The sequence below is a fragment of the Pantoea sp. CTOTU49201 genome (assembly GCF_032054795.1).
GTDB lineage: Bacteria > Pseudomonadota > Gammaproteobacteria > Enterobacterales > Enterobacteriaceae > Pantoea > Pantoea symbiotica.
Genome location: NZ_DAMBSA010000005.1, coordinates 1 through 20,379, shown reverse-complemented (window position 1 = coordinate 20,379; position 20,379 = coordinate 1). Strand labels below are relative to the sequence as shown.

General features: G+C 56.8%; 20 protein-coding genes. 11 read left to right on the top strand and 9 right to left on the bottom strand.

The genetic code is table 11. From position 1 onward, the window contains the following. Both RTY00_RS00815 and ypfH read left to right on the top strand, forming a co-directional pair. On the top strand, nucleotides 1–1,517 hold a 1,517-nt coding region (locus RTY00_RS00815; RefSeq protein ID WP_312663115.1), incomplete at its 5' end, for a GNAT family N-acetyltransferase. A gap of 73 nt (nucleotides 1,518–1,590) precedes the next feature. Continuing rightward, nucleotides 1,591–2,286, top strand: coding sequence for an esterase (ypfH, locus tag RTY00_RS00810; protein ID WP_312663114.1), 696 nt, complete (start codon nucleotides 1,591–1,593; stop codon nucleotides 2,284–2,286). Nucleotides 2,287–2,332: 46 nt separating this feature from the next. Here ypfH and RTY00_RS00805 read toward each other — a convergent pair whose 3' ends face one another. The 3 genes from RTY00_RS00805 to RTY00_RS00795 are packed head-to-tail and all read right to left on the bottom strand — an operon-like array spanning nucleotide 2,333 to nucleotide 4,040. Further along, a complete protein-coding gene (locus tag RTY00_RS00805; RefSeq protein ID WP_008108368.1) occupies nucleotides 2,333–2,521 on the bottom strand; it encodes a YpfN family protein in 189 nt (62 codons plus the stop codon). 21 nt (nucleotides 2,522–2,542) lie between these two features. After that, nucleotides 2,543–3,670, bottom strand: coding sequence for a succinyl-diaminopimelate desuccinylase (gene dapE / locus RTY00_RS00800; RefSeq protein ID WP_091003710.1), 1,128 nt, complete (start codon nucleotides 3,668–3,670; stop codon nucleotides 2,543–2,545). Between the two features lies 1 nt (nucleotide 3,671). After that, nucleotides 3,672–4,040, bottom strand: a complete 369-nt coding sequence (locus tag RTY00_RS00795) for an ArsC family reductase (protein WP_154181591.1) — start codon at nucleotides 4,038–4,040, stop codon at nucleotides 3,672–3,674. A gap of 405 nt (nucleotides 4,041–4,445) precedes the next feature. Here RTY00_RS00795 and ypfM point away from each other — a divergent pair, with 405 nt between their 5' ends. Next, complete coding sequence (ypfM, locus tag RTY00_RS24680; RefSeq protein ID WP_139221414.1) at nucleotides 4,446–4,508, top strand: protein YpfM; 63 nt, start codon at nucleotides 4,446–4,448, stop codon at nucleotides 4,506–4,508. A 194-nt stretch (nucleotides 4,509–4,702) separates the two neighbouring features. Here the strand turns inward: ypfM and acrD are convergent, their stop codons facing one another. The 3 genes from acrD to narQ form a co-directional block, all read right to left on the bottom strand. After that, complete coding sequence (acrD, locus tag RTY00_RS00790; protein ID WP_312663113.1) at nucleotides 4,703–7,819, bottom strand: multidrug efflux RND transporter permease AcrD; 3,117 nt, start codon at nucleotides 7,817–7,819, stop codon at nucleotides 4,703–4,705. A gap of 194 nt (nucleotides 7,820–8,013) precedes the next feature. Then, on the bottom strand, nucleotides 8,014–8,646 hold the full coding sequence (locus RTY00_RS00785; protein ID WP_008108375.1) for a response regulator: 633 nt from the start codon (nucleotides 8,644–8,646) through the stop codon (nucleotides 8,014–8,016). 58 nt (nucleotides 8,647–8,704) lie between these two features. Further along, nucleotides 8,705–10,393 carry a nitrate/nitrite two-component system sensor histidine kinase NarQ gene (narQ, locus tag RTY00_RS00780; protein WP_312663112.1) on the bottom strand — a complete coding sequence of 563 codons (1,689 nt, stop codon included), beginning with the start codon at nucleotides 10,391–10,393 and terminating at the stop codon, nucleotides 8,705–8,707. 237 nt (nucleotides 10,394–10,630) lie between these two features. Between narQ and RTY00_RS00775 the strand changes: the two genes are divergently transcribed. The 8 genes from RTY00_RS00775 (at nucleotide 10,631) to nudK (ending at nucleotide 17,856) form a co-directional block, all read left to right on the top strand. Further along, on the top strand, nucleotides 10,631–10,903 hold the full coding sequence (locus RTY00_RS00775; protein ID WP_008107875.1) for a YdgH/BhsA/McbA-like domain containing protein: 273 nt from the start codon (nucleotides 10,631–10,633) through the stop codon (nucleotides 10,901–10,903). Nucleotides 10,904–11,199: 296 nt separating this feature from the next. Then, entirely contained in the window at nucleotides 11,200–12,690 is a 1,491-nt protein-coding gene (gene ansP, locus RTY00_RS00770; protein WP_008107869.1) for an L-asparagine permease, read from the top strand. Between the two features lie 163 nt (nucleotides 12,691–12,853). Continuing rightward, nucleotides 12,854–13,324 (top strand): ferredoxin-type protein NapF, encoded by a 471-nt coding sequence (gene napF, locus RTY00_RS00765; protein ID WP_312663111.1) that lies wholly within the window; start codon nucleotides 12,854–12,856, stop codon nucleotides 13,322–13,324. Further along, nucleotides 13,314–13,592: a chaperone NapD gene (locus RTY00_RS00760; protein WP_312663110.1), complete on the top strand. Its 279-nt coding sequence runs from the start codon at nucleotides 13,314–13,316 to the stop codon at nucleotides 13,590–13,592. The genes napF and RTY00_RS00760 overlap by 11 nt, the downstream gene beginning before the upstream one ends. Beyond that, entirely contained in the window at nucleotides 13,589–16,075 is a 2,487-nt protein-coding gene (gene napA / locus RTY00_RS00755; protein ID WP_312663109.1) for a nitrate reductase catalytic subunit NapA, read from the top strand. The genes RTY00_RS00760 and napA overlap by 4 nt, the downstream gene beginning before the upstream one ends. 11 nt (nucleotides 16,076–16,086) lie before the next feature. After that, nucleotides 16,087–16,518, top strand: coding sequence for a nitrate reductase cytochrome c-type subunit (napB, locus tag RTY00_RS00750; RefSeq protein WP_007890846.1), 432 nt, complete (start codon nucleotides 16,087–16,089; stop codon nucleotides 16,516–16,518). A gap of 7 nt (nucleotides 16,519–16,525) precedes the next feature. Further along, on the top strand, nucleotides 16,526–17,110 hold the full coding sequence (napC, locus tag RTY00_RS00745; RefSeq protein WP_008107860.1) for a cytochrome c-type protein NapC: 585 nt from the start codon (nucleotides 16,526–16,528) through the stop codon (nucleotides 17,108–17,110). 167 nt (nucleotides 17,111–17,277) lie between these two features. After that, nucleotides 17,278–17,856 (top strand): GDP-mannose pyrophosphatase NudK, encoded by a 579-nt coding sequence (gene nudK, locus RTY00_RS00740; RefSeq protein ID WP_061717931.1) that lies wholly within the window; start codon nucleotides 17,278–17,280, stop codon nucleotides 17,854–17,856. 20 nt (nucleotides 17,857–17,876) lie between these two features. On the opposite strand, the gene RTY00_RS00735 is transcribed toward nudK, so the two are convergent. From RTY00_RS00735 to alsE, 3 genes are all read right to left on the bottom strand, one after another. Continuing rightward, nucleotides 17,877–18,869, bottom strand: a complete 993-nt coding sequence (locus RTY00_RS00735) for a ribokinase (protein ID WP_312663108.1) — start codon at nucleotides 18,867–18,869, stop codon at nucleotides 17,877–17,879. Continuing rightward, nucleotides 18,869–19,762: an allose kinase gene (alsK, locus tag RTY00_RS00730; protein ID WP_312663107.1), complete on the bottom strand. Its 894-nt coding sequence runs from the start codon at nucleotides 19,760–19,762 to the stop codon at nucleotides 18,869–18,871. The genes RTY00_RS00735 and alsK overlap by 1 nt, the downstream gene beginning before the upstream one ends. Next, the coding region (alsE, locus tag RTY00_RS00725; RefSeq protein ID WP_312663106.1) for a D-allulose 6-phosphate 3-epimerase at nucleotides 19,759–20,379 on the bottom strand (621 nt) is incomplete at its 5' end. The genes alsE and alsK, both read right to left, overlap by 4 nt.

Below are 20,379 nucleotides of genomic sequence, written 5' to 3'. Positions count from 1 at the left end.
AACGTCAGCATCAAGCTGTGCGTTATCCTGTTGAAACGCATCTGCCTGACTGGCGCTGTCAGGCACCGCAGCAGCAGGCGCAAATCCTCGAACAGCTTGAAGCGATGCCGCAAGGCGTTGCAGTGATCACTGCCGCGCGCGGTCGCGGCAAATCCGCGTTGGCCGGCATGCTGGCGCAGCGCAATCAACACTGTTTAGTCACGGCGCCAGCCAAAGTCTCCACGGCGGTGCTGGCAGAGTTTGCCGGTGAGCATTTCAGTTTCATGGCGCCTGATGCCATCCTTGCACAAGAAGCGCCGCCTCAGGCGCAGTGGCTGATTGTTGATGAAGCTGCCGCCATTCCCGCGCCGATCCTGCAGCAACTGGTGCAACGTTTCCCGCGCGTGCTCCTTATTACCACCGTGCAAGGTTACGAAGGCACCGGACGCGGTTTTATGCTGCGCTTTTGCGCCACCTTGCCGGATGTGCGCCTCTTCCAGCTCGACGAGCCGTTGCGCTGGTCGCCAAACGATCCGCTGGAACAGTGGCTCAGCCAGGCATTGCTGTTTGAAGATGCGCAGGAGAGCAATATAAGCGGTGAGATCGCGATTTATCCAGCCACACCAGAACACAATCTCCAGGCGCTTGAGGCGGGATATCGCTTGCTTGCCAGCGCGCACTATCGCACATCGCCACTGGATTTACGGCGCATGCTGGATGCGCCCGGCATGCGCTTTTGGTTGGCAGGTGAAGCCGATCAGGTAACTGGCGCGCTGTGGCTGGTGGAAGAGGGCGGATTGGATCAGCCATTGGCCGAAGCGGTGTGGGCCGGTTATCGTCGGCCGCGCGGTAATCTGGTGGCACAATCGCTGGCGGCCCATGCCGGTTTCGCGCAGGCGGCGACGCTGCGCTCACAGCGCATTAGCCGAATTGCGGTGCAGGCGTCACAGCGTCAGCGTGGGATTGGCAAAGCATTGGTGGCCACCGCACGTCAGCAGGCGCAGGGCTGTGATTATCTCTCCGTAAGTTTCGGCTACACCGAATCCTTGTGGCACTTCTGGCGTGCCTGCGGTTTTACGCTGGTGCGTATTGGCTCGCAGCGCGAAGCAAGCAGCGGTTGCTATGCGGCGATGGCGATGCTGGCAACATCTGCGGAAGGTGAAGTTCTACAACAGCAGGCAGCGCAGCGGCTGGCGCGTGATTGGCCGTGGCTGCAAGATATCATCGAACTGCCGTTAGCGCTGGCAAACAATGCCAGCCAGCAACTCAACGACGATGATTGGGCGTTGTTAGCCGGTTTTGCCTGGGCGCAGCGCCCGTTTGAAGCCAGTTACGCGGCGCTACAGCGGCTGGTGCGCCAATCTCCTTCACCGCTGTTGAATGCCATCCTGCTGCAAAAACAGACGCTAACCCAAGCCGCGCAAGTTGCCGGTCTCAGCGGGCGTAAAGCCTTGATAAACCAGCTGCGATCGGAAGCAGCCGCAGCACTGATTCACCTCAATCCCGATGCCGCGCAGCGGCTGCGTTCATTGCAATAAATCCATTATCTCGTTCAAATTTTCCCGATATCTCTGTGCCAGCAGCGGCGTATAGTGATTTGAGGAGGATCTTATGGCACTACGATATGTAATTGTCCAGCAACCCAGCAGTGCAGCGCAGCTGTTCCTGCTGTATCACGGCATCAACGACAACCCGGATTCGATGGCGCAGATTGGCAGCTGGTTCGCGAAAGCGTTCCCGCAGGCGCTGGTGGTGTCGGTTGGCGCACCTTACGCGGGCAGCGTGCCGCTAGGACGTCAGTGGTTTGCCGATATTCCGCCACATGACCGTTCGGAACAGCAGGGCGTGGATGCGATCATGCCAGAATTCGTGGGATCGGTGCGTCACTGGCAGCAGGAGAGCGGCGTGCGTGCCGAAGCTACGGCGCTGGTGGGCTTTTCACAGGGCGGCATCATGGTGCTGGAAGGCATAAAAGCGCAGCCGGATTTAGCCGGACGCGCGATTGTGTTCAGCGGTCGCTATGCCACGCTGCCGCTGCGGGCCAGTACGCGTAACACCATTCATCTGATTCATGGTGATTACGACGAACAGATCCCGCTGCAACGCGCCGAAGAGGCGAAGCAACGTCTGATGTCCTTGGGCGGCGATGTCACGCTGGATGTGGTGGAAGATTTACCGCACGCCATTAACGATCGCAGCATGGAGCTGGCGCTGAATCATCTGCGTTATACCGTGCCGCGTCGTTACTTCGATGAGGCGCTAAGCGGTGCCAAGCCGGGCGATGATGATGTGGTGATGATGATTTAGCAGAAAGCGTAACGGCGCGATTTTCGCGCCGTTAGCGATATGGAGATTATTTCTTTTTCGGCCAGTCGTCTTCGTCATCCCATTTATCGTTGAAATCACGATGCGGCGGCAACGTCGGTTTGTTATCCATGAATTTTTTATGATCGATACGTTTTAGGTCTTTGTAAACGTTCATCAAAATACCAACCATCAGCAGGATCACCAGGATCCACCAGTACTCTTTAAAGAATTCCATCCCCTTTCTCCTTCTGCGCGCTTAGGCGATCAGCTGTTCCATGATGCGCTGATACATACGGCTCAGCATCTGCAAATCTGACGCTTTCACGCACTCATTGATCTTATGAATGGTGGCGTTCACCGGGCCCAGTTCCACCACCTGCGCACCCATGCGCGCGATAAAACGCCCATCGGAGGTGCCGCCGGTCGTCAGCAACTGCGGCTTAATCTCATTATAGTGCGCCACAGCGTTTACTACGGCATCCACCAGCTTACCGCGTGACGTCAGGAACGGCTGACCGGAAACATTCCACTCCAGCGTGTAGCGCAGCTGATGGCGATCGAGCAGTTGCGCCACGCGATCTTTGATCATCTGATCGGTCAATTGGGTGCTGAAACGGAAGTTGAACTGCACAAAGAATTCGCCAGGAATCACGTTGTTGCTGCCAGTGCCGGCCTGCACGTTAGCGATCTGCATGCTGGTCGGCGGGAAGAATTCATTGCCTTCATCCCACACGGTTTCCACCAGCTCATTCAGCGCCGGCATGGCGCGATGCACCGGATTATCCGCCAGATGCGGATAGGCCACGTGGCCCTGCACGCCATGAATGGTGAGATTAGCGGTCATCGAGCCGCGACGGCCATTCTTCACCACGTCACCAACAATCTCGGTGCTCGACGGTTCGCCGACCAGGCAATAATCCATGCGTTCGTTGCGCGCCATCAGGCGTTCGACCACTTTCACCGTGCCGTTAACCGCGCTGGCTTCTTCATCGGAGGTAATCAGAAACGCCAGACGACCTTTATGCTGCGGATTAGCGGCAACAAAGCGTTCCGCTGCCACCACCATCGCTGCCAGCGAGCCTTTCATGTCGGCGGCACCGCGCCCAAACAGCATGCCATCGCGGATGCTTGGTTCGAACGGCGGGCTGATCCAGCGGTTGGCGTCACCCGGCGGCACCACATCGGTATGACCGGCAAACGCCAGCGTTTCGCCCTGGCCGCGCGTCGCCCAAAAGTTCAGCGTATCGCCAATGTGCATCGGCTCAACGGTGAAGCCGATGGCTTCCAGACGCGCAATCAGCAGCGCCTGACAACCGGCATCATCCGGGCTGAGAGACGGGCGACGGATAAGCTGCTGAGCCAGCTCAATAACCGGACAGAACATGTTATGACTTCTCCTGGATAAAGGCGGAATAAAGGGAATCTTTGAAGCCGACCAGCAGATCGCCATTCGGCGCGGCTAACACCGGACGCTTGATGATGGCAGGCTGCGCCAGCATCACTGCTTTGGCGCTGGCGGCATCGTTTACCGCGTCGCGTTCGGCTTCCGGCAGCTTGCGCCACGTGGTTCCGCGCGTGTTGAGCAGCGCCTCATAACCGAGTTGATCGATAAACGATTGCAGCAGCGCGTCATCAATGCCATCCACGCGATAGTCATGAAAACAGTAGTCGATACCGGAAGACGCTAAATAGTTGCGTGCTTTTTTAATCGTGTCGCAATTTTTAATTCCGTACATCACCCACTGCGCTGTCATCGCTTATTCCCGTTTAGTAAAAAATAAAGCGCGAGTTTACCACAGCGCTCTAAGGGCTGTGAGCGCTGACGGCGAAAGCCTGCCTGATTCAGGTATTTTTCATGACCATTTTGCCGTTATAAATTTTATTACTTAGGGCCGGGAAGCGCTTTCACTTAGTCATCCAATAATTGCTTGTGACATCATTAAGCCACTAAGGATTATCCTAATCGCCATTTTCTGCTACGCGATTTAAGTCAGGCATTTTTCCTGACGCATTATAGAGTTGCTGAAATGTGCGTCAGTACGCAATTTCAACAGATTGCAGCTTTTCGACGCTTTTGCCGATAGTGATAACAGGTGGAAGCGTATTCACCTGTAGAAAAAAACGGCGTAGAATTGCCGCTACAATAAGAGAGGATTTTTATGGTCGACACCGAAATGGGAAACTGGAAAGAATTCATCGAAGCGATGTTACGTAACAAGTAACGCGTGAAGAGAAAAGCAGGGCATTTCCCAACTTGCTGTAATTCTTACCACACACAACAATAAAGCCGCCATGACGTTCATGGCGGCTTTTTTTGTACGGTCGCCATAAATGGCGCCCCTACGGGGGAAGTATGCATGGATGTAGGGTCGCCATTCATGGCGACCGAATAAATACACGCAGCGGAATAATATGCTTAATCGTGCGGCTTCTCTTTCAGCGGGAAGCGGCGGCGCACCACCACAAAGAACAGCGGCACAAAGAAAATCGCCAGCACGGTAGCGGAAATCATCCCGCCCATTACGCCGGTACCCACTGCGTGCTGGCTGCCGGAACCGGCGCCGCTGCTGATGGCCATCGGCAGCACGCCGAAAATAAACGCCAGCGAAGTCATCAGGATCGGACGCAAGCGCTGACGTGACGCTTCCAGCGTCGACTCCATCAGTTCGCGGCCTTTGCTGTTGATCTCATTGGCGAACTCCACAATCAAAATGGCATTCTTCGCCGACAAGCCGATCACCGTAAGCAAGCCCACCTGGAAATAGACATCGTTCTCCAGCCCGCGCATCCAGGTTGCCACCAACGCACCGACCACGCCGAGCGGTACCACCAGCATCACCGAGAACGGAATCGACCAGCTCTCATACAGCGCTGCCAGACACAGGAACACCACCAGCAGCGAAATCGCATACAGCGCGGGCGCCTGCGAACCGGACAAGCGTTCCTGATAGGATGCGCCGGTCCACTGGAAGCCGACGCCGAGCGGCAGCTGCCCAACCAGTTTTTCCATCACGTCCATCGCTGTACCGCTACTGACGCCGTTCGCCGCTTCACCGACAATCTCCAGCGCGGAGTAACCGTTGTAACGTTCAAGGCGCGGTGAACCGGTTTGCCAGTGGCTGGTGGCGAAGGCGGAGAAGGGCACCATGCCGCCGCTGCTGTTACGCACATACCACTTGTTGACGTCTTCCGGCAGCATGCGGAACTCTGCTGCTGCCTGCACGTAGACTTTCTTCACGCGGCCGCGATCGAGGAAGTCATTGACGTAGGTCGAGCCCCACGCGGTGGTTAAGGTGTCATTAATGGTATCCAGCGACACGCCAAGCGCCTGCGCTTTGCGCTGATCGACATCAATCTGCAACTGCGGGCTGTCGTCGAGGCCGTTGTGACGCACGCGCGACAGCGCCGGATTACTGTTAGCCAGCTCGAGCAACTTATCGCGCATCGCCATCAACTGCGTGTGGCCGATGCCGCCGTGATCCTGCAACTCCATATCGAAGCCCGACGAACTGCCCATGCCGGTAATCGCTGGCGGACTGCTGGCGATGACGCGCGCTTCGTTGATTTTGTGGAAGGCTTTTGTCGCGCGCTCGATGATGGCGAAAGAGGTGCGATCGCTGCCTGGACGCTCTTCCCAATCTTTCAAACGAACGAACAGGCGCGCCACGTTCTGGCCGTTCCCGCCGGGACCCGCACCGATGGTGGAGAACACCGAGACCACATTGTCTTTCTCCTGGGTCATGTAGTAGTTCTCGACCTTCGCCACCACGTTCGAGGTTTGCTCCAGCGTTGCACCGGCAGGTAATTGCACCTGCGTCAGGAACACGCCGCGATCTTCCAGCGGCAGGAACGAGGTGGGCAGGCGGATAAACAGGAACGCCATCAGGCCGATAATGGCGAGATAGAGCAGCAGCCAGCGGCCGCCTTTGCGCAGAATTTTGGCGACGCCGCGCTCATAGCGTTCCGCGCTGGCGTTGAAGGTGCGGTTAAACCAGCCGAAAAAGCCACGGCGGCCGTGATGATGACCTTGCTCCAGCGGTTTCAGCAGCGTGGAACAGAGCGCGGGCGTCAGAATCATCGCCACCAATACCGACAGCACCATCGCCGAAACGATCGTGATCGAGAACTGGCGATAGATGGCGCCGACGGTGCCGCCAAAGAACGCCATCGGCACAAACACCGCCGACAGCACCAGCGCAATGCCAACCAGTGCGCCCTGAATCTGCCCCATCGATTTACGCGTGGCGGCGCGCGGCGACAAACCTTCCTCGCTCATGATGCGCTCGACGTTTTCCACCACCACGATGGCGTCATCCACCAGCAAACCGATGGCGAGCACCATGGCGAACATCGTTAGAGTGTTGATGCTGTAACCAAAGGCGTAGAGCACCGCAAAAGTGCCGAGCAGCACCACCGGCACTGCGATGGTTGGAATCAGCGTGGCGCGGAAGTTTTGCAGGAACAGATACATCACCAGAAACACCAGCAGGATCGCTTCCAGCAGGGTTTTCACCACGTCTTTAATCGAGGCCTTAACGAACGGCGTGGTTTCATAGGCGACTTTGGCTTCCAGCCCGTGCGGGAAGTAGTGCGAAAGCTCAGCAATGCGCGCGCGCACCAGTTTGTCGGTGTTCATCTCATTAGCACCGGAAGCCAGCTTAATGCCGAGTCCCGATGCCGCCTGACCATTGTAGCGGCTGAGGAAGTCATATTTTTCCGCGCCCATCGCCACATCCGCCACATCGCCGAGCGTCACTACCGAGCCGTCGCTATTGGTTTTCAGCGTCACCGCTTTGAACTGCTCAGGTGTTTGCAGCATCGACTGCGCATTTACCGTGGCGTTGAGCGCTTGCTTGTCCACCGACGGCAATCCGCCGACCTGGCCCACCGCCACCTGCGCGTTCTGCGATTCAATCGCGCTCACCACGTCTTCGGTGGTCAGCGCGTAGGCAATCAATTTGTTGGGATCGAGCCAGATGCGCATCGCATATTGCGAGCCGTAAGCATCAACCTGGCCGACGCCATCGATACGGCTGAGCGGATCCTGAATGTTACTGGCGACATAATCTGAAATATCCTGTTTGTCCATACTTCCGTCGGTGGAGACGAAGGCAATCATCAGGATATTGCTATCACCGGTTTTATTCACCGTCACGCCTTGTGACTGTACCGCTGCGGGCAGTTTGCGTAGCGCACTCTGCAGCTGGTTTTGTACCTGCTGACGCGCTTCGTCGGGATTGGTGCCGGCGGTGAAGGTGAGGGTGATTTGAGCCTGGCCGGTGTTGCTGCTGTTGGAGGACATGTACATCAAATTATCGATGCCGGTCATGTTCTGTTCGATAACTTGCGTAACGGTGTTTTCCAGCGTTTCTGCGGATGCGCCGGGATAGTTGGCGGTGATACGCACGTTGGGTGGCGCGAGGTCGGGATATTGTTCAATCGGTAGCGAGATGATCGCCAGCGTGCCGCACAGGCAGAGCAAAATAGACAGAACCCAGGCAAAAATGGGGCGGTCGATAAAAAAATTCGACATGTAACCGACACTCCTCAACTGCGTATTTTTTACTTTTATTATGATGAGCGCGATGCGCGGATGGCGTCACGCTGGCGGAGTGCAAGGTCCTCTAACGAAAACGCCTGCTGATAGTACTTTACGCTGAGCAAATTAGAGAATCGTGAGTAAATTATGGAGAAAGTGTGAATGTAGTGACGACTTTATGTGCGCGATTACACATGTCGGCTCTCCAGCCACAGCACCGTCGCGGCAACGCGCGAACGGACATCCAGCTTGCGCAGCAGGTTGCGAATGTGCACTTTTACCGTCTCTTCGGAGATGTGCAAGGTGGCGGCGATCTCCTTATTTGATAATCCGCGCGCCACTTCCTGCAGCACATCCAGCTCGCGTTCCGTCAGCTGTTTGAACGGATTCGACGTTGGCTGACGCGTCGCAAGATAATCGGCCACCGCATCGCTAAACACGTTTTCACCTTTCGCACCGCGCATCACCTGCGCCAGCAGCAGTTCAGGCTCGCTGTCTTTCAGCAAATAGCCGTCGGCGCCAGCATCCACCATCGCGTAGATATCATTGCGCGCATCGGAAACCGTCAGCACCAAAATGCGTGCGGCGATGCCTTCATTGCGCAGCGCTTTCAGCGTATCCAGCCCGGACATACCTTTCATGTTGAGATCCAGCAGGATGACATCCGGCGACAACCGGCGCGCTTCGGCCAGCGCTTCGGTGCCGTTATTGGCTTCGGCCACCACTTCCAGCCGTGGCTCCAGCGCCAGCAACTGGCGAATACCACGACGCATCAGCGGATGATCGTCAACGATCATAATTGTCAGGGAAGGGTTAGCCATAATCTCTCCAGTTTTTAATCTCGTAGGGTCGCCATTCATGGCGACCTCATGCTCATTGTTAACTCAGCCGATGCGCCGGGCGCGGCGGAAAACGCAGCGTCACGCGCGTGCCTTGCGCCTGCGGGGTAATCATCAGCGTGCCGGATAAGCGCGCGGCACGCTCCGCCATAATCGTTAATCCATAATGTCCCGGCGGCTCTTCGAGGCTACTGATGCCGCAGCCATCGTCTTCAATTGTCAGCAGATGGTCCTCATCAGCGACACGCTGATAATGAATCTGAATATTCTGCGCCTGCGCATGACGAATCGCGTTGAGCAGCGCTTCACGCGCAATCTGCAGCACATGCACTTGCTGCTGGGCATCCAGCATCTGCAAGCCGGGCTGATAATCGAAGTCGATGGCCGCCTGCGATTGCTCCTGCAGCGGCGCAATCATCGCCTGCATCGCCTGTACCAAATCGGCCTGTTCGATGGTCAGGCGGAACGTGGTCAGCAGCTCGCGCAGCTGCTGATAGGCTTCGGCCAGCGCGCGATCAAAGTCAGCGATAATCGCCAGCGCCTGCGGTTGTGACTCATCGACATTACGCCGCAGCAGCGCCAGCTGGATGCGCAGGAAAGAGAGCGACTGCGCCAGCGAATCGTGCAATTCACGCGCAATGATGGCGCGCTCTTCTATTAATAGCATCTGCTGATACTGCTTTTGCGTCTGCCAAATCCACAGCGCGCGTGCCAGCATGTTCGCCAGGCTTTGCATCAGTTCGTCGGCGGGCGGTGCACGGCGGGTTTGCCAGCACAGCTCCCCCAGCCGCTGCTCTTCCTGCATTAACGGCAAACGCTGCCAACTTAAATCATCCGCCGCCACACCGGCCTGAAACTCAATCCCCTCGCTGACAATTTTCAGCACCGTTAATGCTTCACGCCGCTGCACCAGACGCAGCAATCCCTGAAACAGTTCGGGATTGGGTGGGCTGCTGGTGAGAATTTGTGAGCTTTCATACAGCAGGGAAAGCGTGCGATTGGCCTGCGTGAGATCTTCGGTTTTATCGCGCACCGCGCACTCCAGCAGGCGATAGTGCGAATGCAGCCGTTCCGCCATGGTAGTAAAAGCCTGCGCCAGTACGCCCAATTCATTCGGCTGTTGCACCGGCAGCGGTGGAAAAGCGAAATTCGCCTGCTCAACATATTGGCTGGCGGTCACCAGCGCGTTGAGCGGTCGCACGACGTTGCGGCGAATAAAGCGAATCGTCCACAGCGCCAGCGCTACAATCGCCAGAAAACCAAACAGGCTGCTGGCGGCCACCAGATGCATTTTCAGTTCAGCGTAATGCTGCAATGCCAGCACGAAGCGGTCGATTTCGCTGACGTAGCCTGCGACACGTTGCTGGTAGATTTGCGCCCGCTCGGGCTGTAATGTCTCCTGCAACATCGGCCAGCTGTCGCGCAAATAGCGATAGCGGCTACTCACTTCAAGCGGCACCCACGCGCGCTCCAGATGTTGTAGTGCCGGGGATTCCAGCGTTTGCCGGTAGAGTTGAATGTGATGTTCCAGCTGCTGCGGATCGCGCGTGCTGTCCCACGCCAGGCGGTAAATCTGCATGCGCAGCGATCCGGCGACATTCACCGCTTCGGCATCGCGCAGGCTGCTGGAGAGCGTCATCAGCGCCAGCCCGGTGGTCAACAGCGACAGCAGCACAATCACGCTGAGTGCGCGGGCAATGGTTCGAGTAACGGGACGTTTCACAATCACAGTAATAACCCTTGTAAGAGCGGGGGATTATAGGGCAGCCGTGCGGTAACGGCGAGTTCGATCTCGTCACATCAGGTTACTTTTAACAGATAAAACCCTTTCTCTTTACCTTTCCCTAAGTAACTCGCGTTTCGCTGGCGAATTATTAAACGCCTTTACGGCTTGCTCAACCTGGTTTTCATTCCCTGCGTGATAATGAGTCCTGTAACCCTTAACGGAAGACAACAGGAGCATCACATGAAGAGACGTTATGCCGTTCTGACTGCTGCACTGCTTGCCACCGCAAGTTTCTCGACGCTGGCAGCCCAGCCCGTAAGCGCCACACAAGCGCAAAACCTGCAAAGCGCGGGCACTGTTTCCATCAGCGGCGTGCGCGGTACGCTGGATGATGCAACGCGTCATCTGTCGCAAAAAGCGCAGGAGGAAGGTGCCAGCGGCTATCGCGTTATTGGTGTACAAACTCCAGGTGATTCCAGCCTGTGGAGCGGCACCGCAGAGATTTATCGTTAATTCCCTCCAGTAGTATCCCTGTAGTAGTAGTTATCCCTGTAGCCATCCCTTTACCGGTCAGCCCTCTGACCGGTTTTTTTGTGCACCGCGACGGATTATTACAATTCATCTTGTGCAGCCTGGCGGTATTTTTTGCTTCGTTCTTGCAGAACGGGTAGGATTCATCGCCGTAAATTCCCAGCCCGCCACGCGACATCGTTCCGCCGCTGTGACACCGGGTTTTTACCCCATTTCGCACCGCCATACGCAATCGTTTGGTTCGGCGGTGATTGATGGTCAGGACAAACAGGATAGCTATGAAATCAACTAAAAAAACCGCAGCCGAACAACGCGCTGCGAAAAGACGCTGGCTCAACTCGCACGACAGCGGTTACCACAAAGCAATGGGTAACCGCCAGGTACAAATGATCGCCATCGGCGGTGCTATCGGTACCGGTCTGTTCCTCGGTGCTGGCGCGCGCCTGCAAATGGCCGGTCCTGCACTGGCGCTGGTTTATCTGGTGTGCGGTATCTTCTCCTTCTTTATCCTCCGTGCGTTGGGCGAACTGGTATTACACCGTCCTTCCAGCGGCAGCTTTGTTTCTTATGCGCGTGAATTCCTTGGGGAAAAAGCGTCTTACGTTGCGGGCTGGATGTACTTCGTCAACTGGGCGATGACCGGTATTGTCGATATCACCGCCGTCGCGCTTTATATGCACTATTGGGGCGCGTTTGGCGATGTGCCGCAGTGGGTGTTTGCGCTGGGCGCGCTGGCGATTGTCGGCACCATGAACATGATTGGCGTGAAGTGGTTCGCCGAGATGGAGTTCTGGTTCGCACTGGTGAAAGTGCTGGCGATAGTGGCGTTCTTGATTGTGGGAACGATATTCCTGGGAAGCGGTAAGCCGCTCGACGGCAACACCACAGGATTCCACTTGATCACCGATAACGGCGGCTTCTTCCCGCATGGTTTGCTGCCAGCGCTGGTGTTGGTGCAGGGCGTAGTGTTCGCCTTCGCCTCAATTGAGCTGGTCGGTACGGCGGCGGGCGAGTGTAAAGATCCCAAAACCATGCTGCCGAAAGCCATCAACAGCGTGATCTGGCGTATCGGCCTGTTCTACGTCGGTTCCGTGGTGCTGCTGGTTCTCCTGCTGCCGTGGAATGCCTATCAGGCGGGGCAAAGTCCGTTTGTGACCTTCTTCTCTAAACTTGGCGTGCCTTACATCGGTAGCGTGATGAACATCGTGGTGCTGAGCGCTGCGCTGTCGAGCCTCAACTCGGGCCTGTATTCTACCGGTCGTATCCTGCGTTCGATGTCGATGGGCGGTTCTGCACCGCAGTTCATGTCGAAGATGAGCAAACAGCAGGTGCCGTATGCCGGTATTTTGGTGACCATCGGTGTATACATATTTGGTGTAGTACTCAACTACTACGTGCCTTCTCAGGTATTTGAAATCGTTCTGAACTTTGCTTCGCTCGGCATCATTTCGTCGTGGGGCTTTATCGTGGTGTGCCAGATGCGTCTGCGCAAAGCGATTAAAGAAGGCAAGGCAGACGATGTCAGCTTCAAACTGCCGTGGGCGCCGTTTACTTCATGGTTGACGCTGCTGTTCCTGGCGAGCGTGCTGGTGTTGATGGCGTTTGACTATCCAAACGGCACCTACACCATTGCCTCAATTCCGTTAATTGCCGTGATTCTGGTGCTGGGCTGGTTTGGCGTGCGCAAACGCGTCCATGCCGAAGCGCAGAAAGAGCACGAACATCATGCTGAGAATCACGATACGCTGGCGGAAGATTCACCGCGCTAATCACAGCGATTCTCATCTGCGGGGGCCTTTTGGCCCCCGTTTTTATTTCAATTCCCCTTCACTTGATCCCACGTCGGGATTTACCCCTTTGGGGTGATATAGCCCTCATTAGCGTCAGGTTATTTTACGCACCATCTCTCTTTCTCCCGTTTAAGGTGAACCGATGGCGCTGTCGCGACGTGAACTCTTTACCGGGCAGCGCGTAGCGTCTGCTGACGGCATCGCTTTGCCGTGGTGGCGGGGAGAGAACGGTTGTGATGGCTGCGGCAAATGCGTGGCGGCCTGCGAAACCCACATCATCAGTCTCGCTGCCGGTGAAGTACCGCACCTCGATTTTCTGCAGGGTGAATGTACGTTCTGCGCCGCCTGCGCAGAGGCTTGCCCGCAGCCGCTGTTCCACGCGCGTGAAACCGAACCGTTTCCGCAACGCATTCGCATCGACAACCGCTGTATCACCTTTCTTGGCGTGAACTGCCGCAGCTGTCAGGAGAGTTGTGAACAGCAAGCCATCCGTTTCCATTTGATGCCAAACGGCATCGCACAGCCTGAAACCCTTCCGCAGCATTGCACCGGTTGCGGCGCCTGCATCGCGCCTTGTCCGGTCTCAGCCACAGGATTACATCATGAACCATGAACACAGCTGGCACGTCTGCGGCCTGGTGATTCAGGCGCGCCCGGCGTCGATTCCCGCCGTGAAAAGTGCGCTGCTGGATTTTGCCGATTGCGATATCGCTGCCGAAGACGCCGCGCGCGGCACGCTGGCGGTGACGCTGGGAGCGGCAGACAGCGCCGCGCTGCTGCGCAATATTGAAGAGAGCCGCAACATCGCTGGTGTGTTGGCGGTATCGCTGGTGTATCACCAGCAAGACGAAATTGAAGAACCTTGTAAGGAAGCATCATGAGTATAAGTCGTCGTGATTTTATGAAGGCCAATGCGGCGGCTGCTGCTGCCACGGCTGCAGGACTCACCATTCCCACCGTGACTAAAGCCGCGACCTCGCTGGCTGCGCCGATTCGCTGGGAAAAAGCGCCGTGCCGATTCTGCGGCACCGGCTGTGGCGTGCTGGTCGGCACCCAGGATGGCCGCGTAGTGGCTTCGCAGGGCGATCCGCAGGCAGAAGTGAACCGTGGTCTGAACTGCATCAAAGGCTATTTCCTGCCGAAGATCATGTATGGAAAAGATCGTCTGACCCAGCCGCTGCTGCGCATGACCGATGGCAAATATGCCAAAGAGGGCGAGTTCACGCCGGTCAGCTGGGATCAAGCCTTCGACATCATGGAAGAGAAGTTCAAAGCGGCGCTGAAAGCCAACGGCCCGGATTCGGTCGGCATGTTCGGTTCCGGTCAGTGGACGGTATGGGAAGGTTACGCGGCCTCCAAGCTGATGAAAGCCGGTTTCCGCACCAACAATCTCGATCCCAATGCGCGTCACTGCATGGCTTCAGCAGTGGTGGGCTTTATGCGTACCTTCGGCATGGACGAACCGATGGGCTGCTACGACGACATTGAGCAGGCCGACGCCTTTGTGCTGTGGGGCTCGAACATGGCGGAGATGCACCCGATTCTCTGGTCACGTATCACCGCGCGTCGTCTCAGCAGTGACAACGTCAAAGTGGCGGTGCTTTCCACCTATCGTCATCGCAGCTTCGAGCTGGCCGATAACGCGATAGTGTTCACGCCGCAGAGCGATTTGGTAATTCTCAACTTCATCGCCAACTACATTATTCAGAACAATAAGGTCGATAAAACCTTCCTGCAGAACCACGTGACGCTGCGCAAAGGCGTGACTGACATCGGTTACGGTTTGCGTCCCACCGATCCGCGTCAGGCTGCGGCGAAGAACCCGGACAGCGGCGAATCCACGCCAATGAGCTTCGACGAGTTTGCGAAGTTTGTTTCCGAGTACACGGTGGAAAAAACCAGCGCCATGAGCGGCGTGGAGAAAGATCAGCTGATCGCCCTCGCCGAACTGTATGCCGACCCGAAAGTGAACGTGGTGTCGTACTGGACCATGGGCTTCAACCAGCATACGCGCGGCGTGTGGGCCAATAACCTGTGCTACAACCTGCACTTGTTGACCGGCAAAATCTCGCGTCCGGGCACCGGTCCGTTCTCGCTCACCGGCCAGCCGTCGGCGTGCGGCACCGCGCGTGAAGTTGGTACTTTCGCCCACCGTTTACCGGCGGATATGGTGGTCAACAATGACAAACATCGCGCCACCGCCGAGAAGCTGTGGAAGCTGCCGCAAGGCACGGTGCCAGCCAAAATTGGTTTGCACGCCGTGGCGCAGGATCGCGCGCTGAAAGATGGCAAGCTCAACGCTTATTGGGTGATGTGTAACAACAATATGCAGGCCGGTCCGAACCTGACGCAGGAGCGTATGCCGGGCTGGCGCGATGAGCGCAACTTCATCGTGGTTTCCGATCCCTATCCCACCGTCAGCGCCTTGTCAGCTGACCTGATTCTGCCCACCGCGATGTGGGTGGAAAAAGAGGGCGCCTACGGCAACGCCGAGCGTCGTACCCAGTTCTGGCATCAGCAGGTGAAAGCGCCGGGCGACGCGAAATCCGATCTGTGGCAGTTGGTGAACTTCTCCAAACGTTTCAAAGTGGCTGAAGTGTGGCCAGAAGCGCTGCTGGCGCAGAATCCTGAGCTACGCGACAAAACGCTGTTTGATGTGCTGTACGCCAATGGCCAGGTCAACCAGTTCCCGCTGAGTGAAGTGGCAGATGACCAACTGAATGATGAAGCGCGCGAGTTTGGCTTCTACATCCAGAAAGGCTTGTTCGAGGAGTACGCCAGCTTTGGTCGCGGTCACGGCCACGATCTCGCGCCGTTCGATGTTTACCATCAGGCGCGCGGCTTGCGCTGGCCGGTTGTCGATGGCAAAGAGACGCGCTGGCGCTATCGCGAAGGTTACGACAGCTACGTCAAAGCCGGTGAAGGCGTGCGTTTCTACGGCAAGCCGGATGGCAAAGCCACCATCTTCGCGCTGCCATACGAAGCGCCAGCGGAATCGCCGGATGAAGAGTACGACCTGTGGTTCTGTACCGGTCGCGTGCTGGAACACTGGCATACCGGCACCATGACGCGTCGCGTGCCGGAACTGCATCGTGCGGTGCCGCAGGCGCTACTCTATATACATCCGCTGGATGCCAAAGAGCGCAATTTCCGTCGCGGCGAGAAGGTCCGCGTGGTATCGCGTCGTGGCGAAACCCTTGCCACCGTGGAAACGCGCGGTCGCAATCAGCCGCCAAAAGGTCTGGTATTTATGCCGTTCTTTGATGCGGGCGTGCTGGCCAACAACGTCACGCTGGACGCCACCGATCCGCTGTCGAAGCAGACCGATTACAAAAAATGCGCCGTCAAGCTGGTTAAAATTTAAGGCAGGATGCAATGAAACCCTTAATCACACTCGTTACTTTGGCCGCCCTGATGCTGGGCGGCACGGTTTACGCCAATAACGGCGTCGATCTCAACCAGTCACCGGAAGTGACGGCCACGCAGCAGGGCACTATTCATCAGCCTAAAGAGCAGAGCCGCAAGCCGTTGAACTACGTGAATCAGCCGCCGGTGATCCCGCACAGCGTCGATGGCTATCAGGTGACGAAAAATGTTAACCGTTGCCTGCAGTGTCACGGCACGCAGAGCTACCTCACCACCGGCGCGCCGCGCGTCAGCCCAACGCACTTCACCGATCGCGATGGTCTGGTGAGCAGCACCGTGTCACCGCGCCGCTACTTCTGCCTGCAGTGTCACGTACCGCAAACCGATGCCAAACCGGTGGTGGAAAACACCTTCAAACCGGCTGACGGCTTCGGTAAGTGAGGAAATGATGAAAGAGAAACTTCTGCGCATTTGGCGCTGGTGGCGACGTCCAAGTCGTCTGGCGCTCGGCACCTTGCTGATTCTGGGCTTTGCTGGCGGGATTATTTTCTGGGGCGGATTCAACACCGCGATGGAGATGACCAACCGCGAGCAGTTCTGTATCGGCTGCCATGAAATGCGCAATAACGTCTATCAGGAATATATGCAGACGGTGCACTACAACAACCGCAGCGGCGTGCGCGCCACCTGTCCGGATTGTCACGTGCCGCACGAGTGGGGCCCGAAAATGCTGCGTAAGATCCAGGCGAGCAAAGAGGTGTATGCCAAGATTTTCGGCATCATCGATACGCCGCAAAAGTTCGAGGATCACCGCATTGAGCTGGCGCAAAACGAGTGGCGCAGGATGAAAAACAACAATTCGCAGGAGTGTCGTAACTGCCACAACTTCGATTATATGGATTTCACCGCGCAGAAAACCGTGGCCGCGAAGATGCACAGTAAAGCGATTGAGGAAGGGAAAACCTGTATCGATTGCCACAAAGGCATCGCGCACCATCTGCCGGATATGAAAGACCAGCCAAACGGTTTTTGAACCGGTTGCCATAAATGGCAACCCTACGTTCGAGCTTGTTTCCCCCGTAGGGTCGCCATTTATGGCGACCTCCTTTTTATACCTCCTCTATCCTCACAATTCAGATAGTTTTCCCCACCGCTTCGGCCTATCATCTCAGGCTCCCTCAATTTAGCAGTGGAGCGGTTATGTCGTTAAAGATCAACATCATCAAAGACAAGTTGCTGTCAGAAAACTGGTTTGTGCTGCGCAACTTCACCTACGAACTCACCCGCAACAACGGCGAAGTCGTGCGTCACAAGCGCGAAGTTTACGATCGCGGTAACGGCGCCACCATCCTGTTGTATAACACTGAAAAAAATAGCGTTCTGCTGGTGCGTCAGTTCCGTATAGCTACCTATGTGAATGGCAACGAAAGCGGCGAGCTGATTGAGACCTGCGCGGGGCTGCTGGATGATGACTCGCCGGAAGAGTGTATTCGCAAAGAAGCGATTGAAGAGACCGGTTATCAGGTGGGCAAGGTGGAGAAACTCTACGAAGTCTACATGTCACCGGGCGGCGTCACCGAATTGATCCACTTCTTCGCCGCGCAATACAGCGATGCGCAGCGCGCCAACAATGGCGGTGGCGTTGAGGATGAAGAGATTACCGTACTGGAGCTGAGTTTCCCGGAAGCGCTGGCGATGGTGAAAGATGGCCGCATTCGTGACGGTAAAGCCATTATGCTGTTGCAACATGCGCAGATCGCCGGTTGGTTGAAGCCGTAGTTTTTACGTAGGGTCGCCATTTATGGCGACCTGGCCAATAACCGCACAACCTCAACCAACTCACCCAACGCCTCCGGCACACACTCCGGATACGCCTGCAAACGCGCCAGCGCTTCGGCGTAAGAGGGCATCGAGTGTGCCGCACCGGAGCGCTCCACGCACAGCGAAGCATAAGCCGAAGCAAACAGCGCCGCCTGCGGCAGTTCATCGCCCGAAGCCAGCCGTGCCGCCAGTGCGCCATTAAACGCATCGCCCGCGCCGGTGGTATCCAGCGGCTGCGCCGGAAACAGTGGAATACGCAACGGCGGCTGCTCGGCTACCGAAAGTAACGCGCCGGAAACCCCCAAAGTAATAATCACCTGACGCGCGCCTTTGCGGTGCAGTTTTTCTGCCGCTTGCTGCGCGCTGGCGAAGTCGGTGACCTTCACGCCGGTCAGCTGCATCGCTTCGGTGCTGTTCGGCGTCAGCAAGTCCACTTTCGCCAGCAGCGCATCGGTGACTTTCTGCCACGGCGCAGGATTCATAATTACAAAGGTGCCTCCAGCGCGCGCGTTGTCGATCATGCGCTGAATCGCGCTGAGATTATTCTCCAGCTGCACCAGCAAAATATCGGCGGCGGCGACGGTGGGTTGGCAGCGCGTCACTTCGGCGGCTGTTACCGTGGTGTTCGCGCCGGGATAGACCGAAATCATGTTCTCGGCATCGTCACCGGCTACGTAAATCAGCGCGTTGCCGGTGGGTTTCTCCTTGCAGGTGAACAAGGTGATGGCATCGAAACCGGTCTTTTCCAGATGACGGCGCGCAAACATGCCGAAGTCATCGTTACCAATCTTCCCGATATAGTGCACGCGCGCGCCGGCACGCAGCGCGGCCGTGGCCTGGTTGGCGCCTTTGCCGCCCGGTCCCATCATGCTGGTATGGGCGGTGAGCGATTCGCCCGGCATCGGAAAGCGGTTCATCACCGCGACCACGTCGAGGTTGAACGAGCCAAACACACACACTTTTCCTTTCATCATGCACTCCTGAACAGACGTTCGGCGGCTAAACAGGCACCGCGACAACCGGTGTGATCGGTGGATTGACTAAACACGATTTTCAAACCGTCGCGCGTGGCGGGTGGACGAAGATGCTGCTGGATCTGGCTGCGTAACTGCGCCAGCGGGAAGTCCGCCATCGCCAGCACGCCGCCGCCGAGAATCAGGTATTCCGGATCGAGGATATTCATCTCGGTGGCAATCAACTGCGCCAGCCGTTGCACAAAAGCCTGTAGCTCCGGATGCTCGCGATGCTGGCTAAACAGCGCCGACATGTTGGTTTCTGGCACGTTAGCGCTCGCCCAGCGGCTTAGCCAATGGCCGGAAGTGACGGTTTCCGCACAGCCGCGATTGCCGCACGGGCAGGGCAGATCGTTGCCGGTAATCGGCACATGACCAAGCTCGCCCGCGCCACCATGCTGACCATGATAAAACTGACCGTTTATCCACAAACTGTTGCCCATGCCGGTGCCGGGATACAAACCCACCGCGCTGTCCGGCAGCTGCTCCAGCTGCAATAAATCCCACAACATCAGATGGTTAACATCTTTATCCATCGCTACCGGCACGCCAAGACGTTCGGTGAGCAGCGCGGCAACCGGTTGTTGATCCAGCGCCTGGATAAACGGCAGCGAAATCACCTGCTGGCGGTCGCGGCTGAGAATGCCGGGTAATCCGAGCATCACGCCGCTCACCGGCTGCTGCTCCAGCGTTTCGCTGATTAACTCGCCCAACGCGCTAAGCGCATCAGGTTGCTGCGCCCAGCTGGCCGTCGGCACTTTACGGAAGCTCGACCAAACGCGGCCTGCTTCCATTAGCTGCAGACGTGTGCCGGTGCCGCCAATGTCGATACCGAGCCAGCATTTTTTCATGCGGATACCTGCGCCAATCCCTGAGCCTCATCGATGCTTTCGCGCATCATATTCCAGGCGGTTTCCAGATCGTCATGGATATTGAACAGGCCCGAAGTGCCGACAATCAGCACTTCTGCGCCTGCGCCAACCAGCGTGTTGTAAGTGCGGGTGTTGCAGGAACCGTCGATCTCAATCAGGTATTTATAGCCGTTGGCCTGCTTCAGCGCTTTCAGCTCTTGTACCTTCTGCACCATTTCCGGAATAAACGGTTGTCCGGCGTAGCCTGGGTCTACCGTCATCACGGTGATCTTATCCACCAGATGAATGTAGTGATGGATAAAGGAGACCGGCGTCGCGGGGTTGAGCACCACGCCAACTTTCTTACCGAAGCTGCGGATCATATTGATCACCCGGAACGCATCGCGGTTGATGGTTTCGGCGTGCGGGCAGATGTAATCCGCGCCCGCTTTGGCAATCACTTCAATGAAATCAGTGGGCTGCTCGACCATCAAATGCACATCCAGCGCCACTTTGGTGAACGGGCGAATCTGCTCAATAAAGAACGGCGACAGCGTGATATTTTTCACGTAGTGACCATCCATAATATCGATGTGCAGGAAGTCGGCGCGGGAGTC

Coding starts and splice junctions, on each gene's coding strand:
- napF (WP_312663111.1), top strand. CDS start 12,854: ATGGCGCTGTCGCGACGTGAACTCTTTACCGGGCAGCGCGTAGCGTCT.
- RTY00_RS00805 (WP_008108368.1), bottom strand. CDS start 2,521: ATGGAATTCTTTAAAGAGTACTGGTGGATCCTGGTGATCCTGCTGATG.
- napA (WP_312663109.1), top strand. CDS start 13,589: ATGAGTATAAGTCGTCGTGATTTTATGAAGGCCAATGCGGCGGCTGCT.
- ypfH (WP_312663114.1), top strand. CDS start 1,591: ATGGCACTACGATATGTAATTGTCCAGCAACCCAGCAGTGCAGCGCAG.
- RTY00_RS00760 (WP_312663110.1), top strand. CDS start 13,314: ATGAACCATGAACACAGCTGGCACGTCTGCGGCCTGGTGATTCAGGCG.
- dapE (WP_091003710.1), bottom strand. CDS start 3,670: ATGTTCTGTCCGGTTATTGAGCTGGCTCAGCAGCTTATCCGTCGCCCG.
- acrD (WP_312663113.1), bottom strand. CDS start 7,819: ATGTCGAATTTTTTTATCGACCGCCCCATTTTTGCCTGGGTTCTGTCT.
- ansP (WP_008107869.1), top strand. CDS start 11,200: ATGAAATCAACTAAAAAAACCGCAGCCGAACAACGCGCTGCGAAAAGA.
- RTY00_RS00795 (WP_154181591.1), bottom strand. CDS start 4,040: ATGACAGCGCAGTGGGTGATGTACGGAATTAAAAATTGCGACACGATT.
- nudK (WP_061717931.1), top strand. CDS start 17,278: ATGTCGTTAAAGATCAACATCATCAAAGACAAGTTGCTGTCAGAAAAC.
- RTY00_RS00785 (WP_008108375.1), bottom strand. CDS start 8,646: ATGGCTAACCCTTCCCTGACAATTATGATCGTTGACGATCATCCGCTG.
- alsK (WP_312663107.1), bottom strand. CDS start 19,762: ATGAAAAAATGCTGGCTCGGTATCGACATTGGCGGCACCGGCACACGT.
- napB (WP_007890846.1), top strand. CDS start 16,087: ATGAAACCCTTAATCACACTCGTTACTTTGGCCGCCCTGATGCTGGGC.
- napC (WP_008107860.1), top strand. CDS start 16,526: ATGAAAGAGAAACTTCTGCGCATTTGGCGCTGGTGGCGACGTCCAAGT.
- RTY00_RS00775 (WP_008107875.1), top strand. CDS start 10,631: ATGAAGAGACGTTATGCCGTTCTGACTGCTGCACTGCTTGCCACCGCA.
- RTY00_RS00735 (WP_312663108.1), bottom strand. CDS start 18,869: ATGAAAGGAAAAGTGTGTGTGTTTGGCTCGTTCAACCTCGACGTGGTC.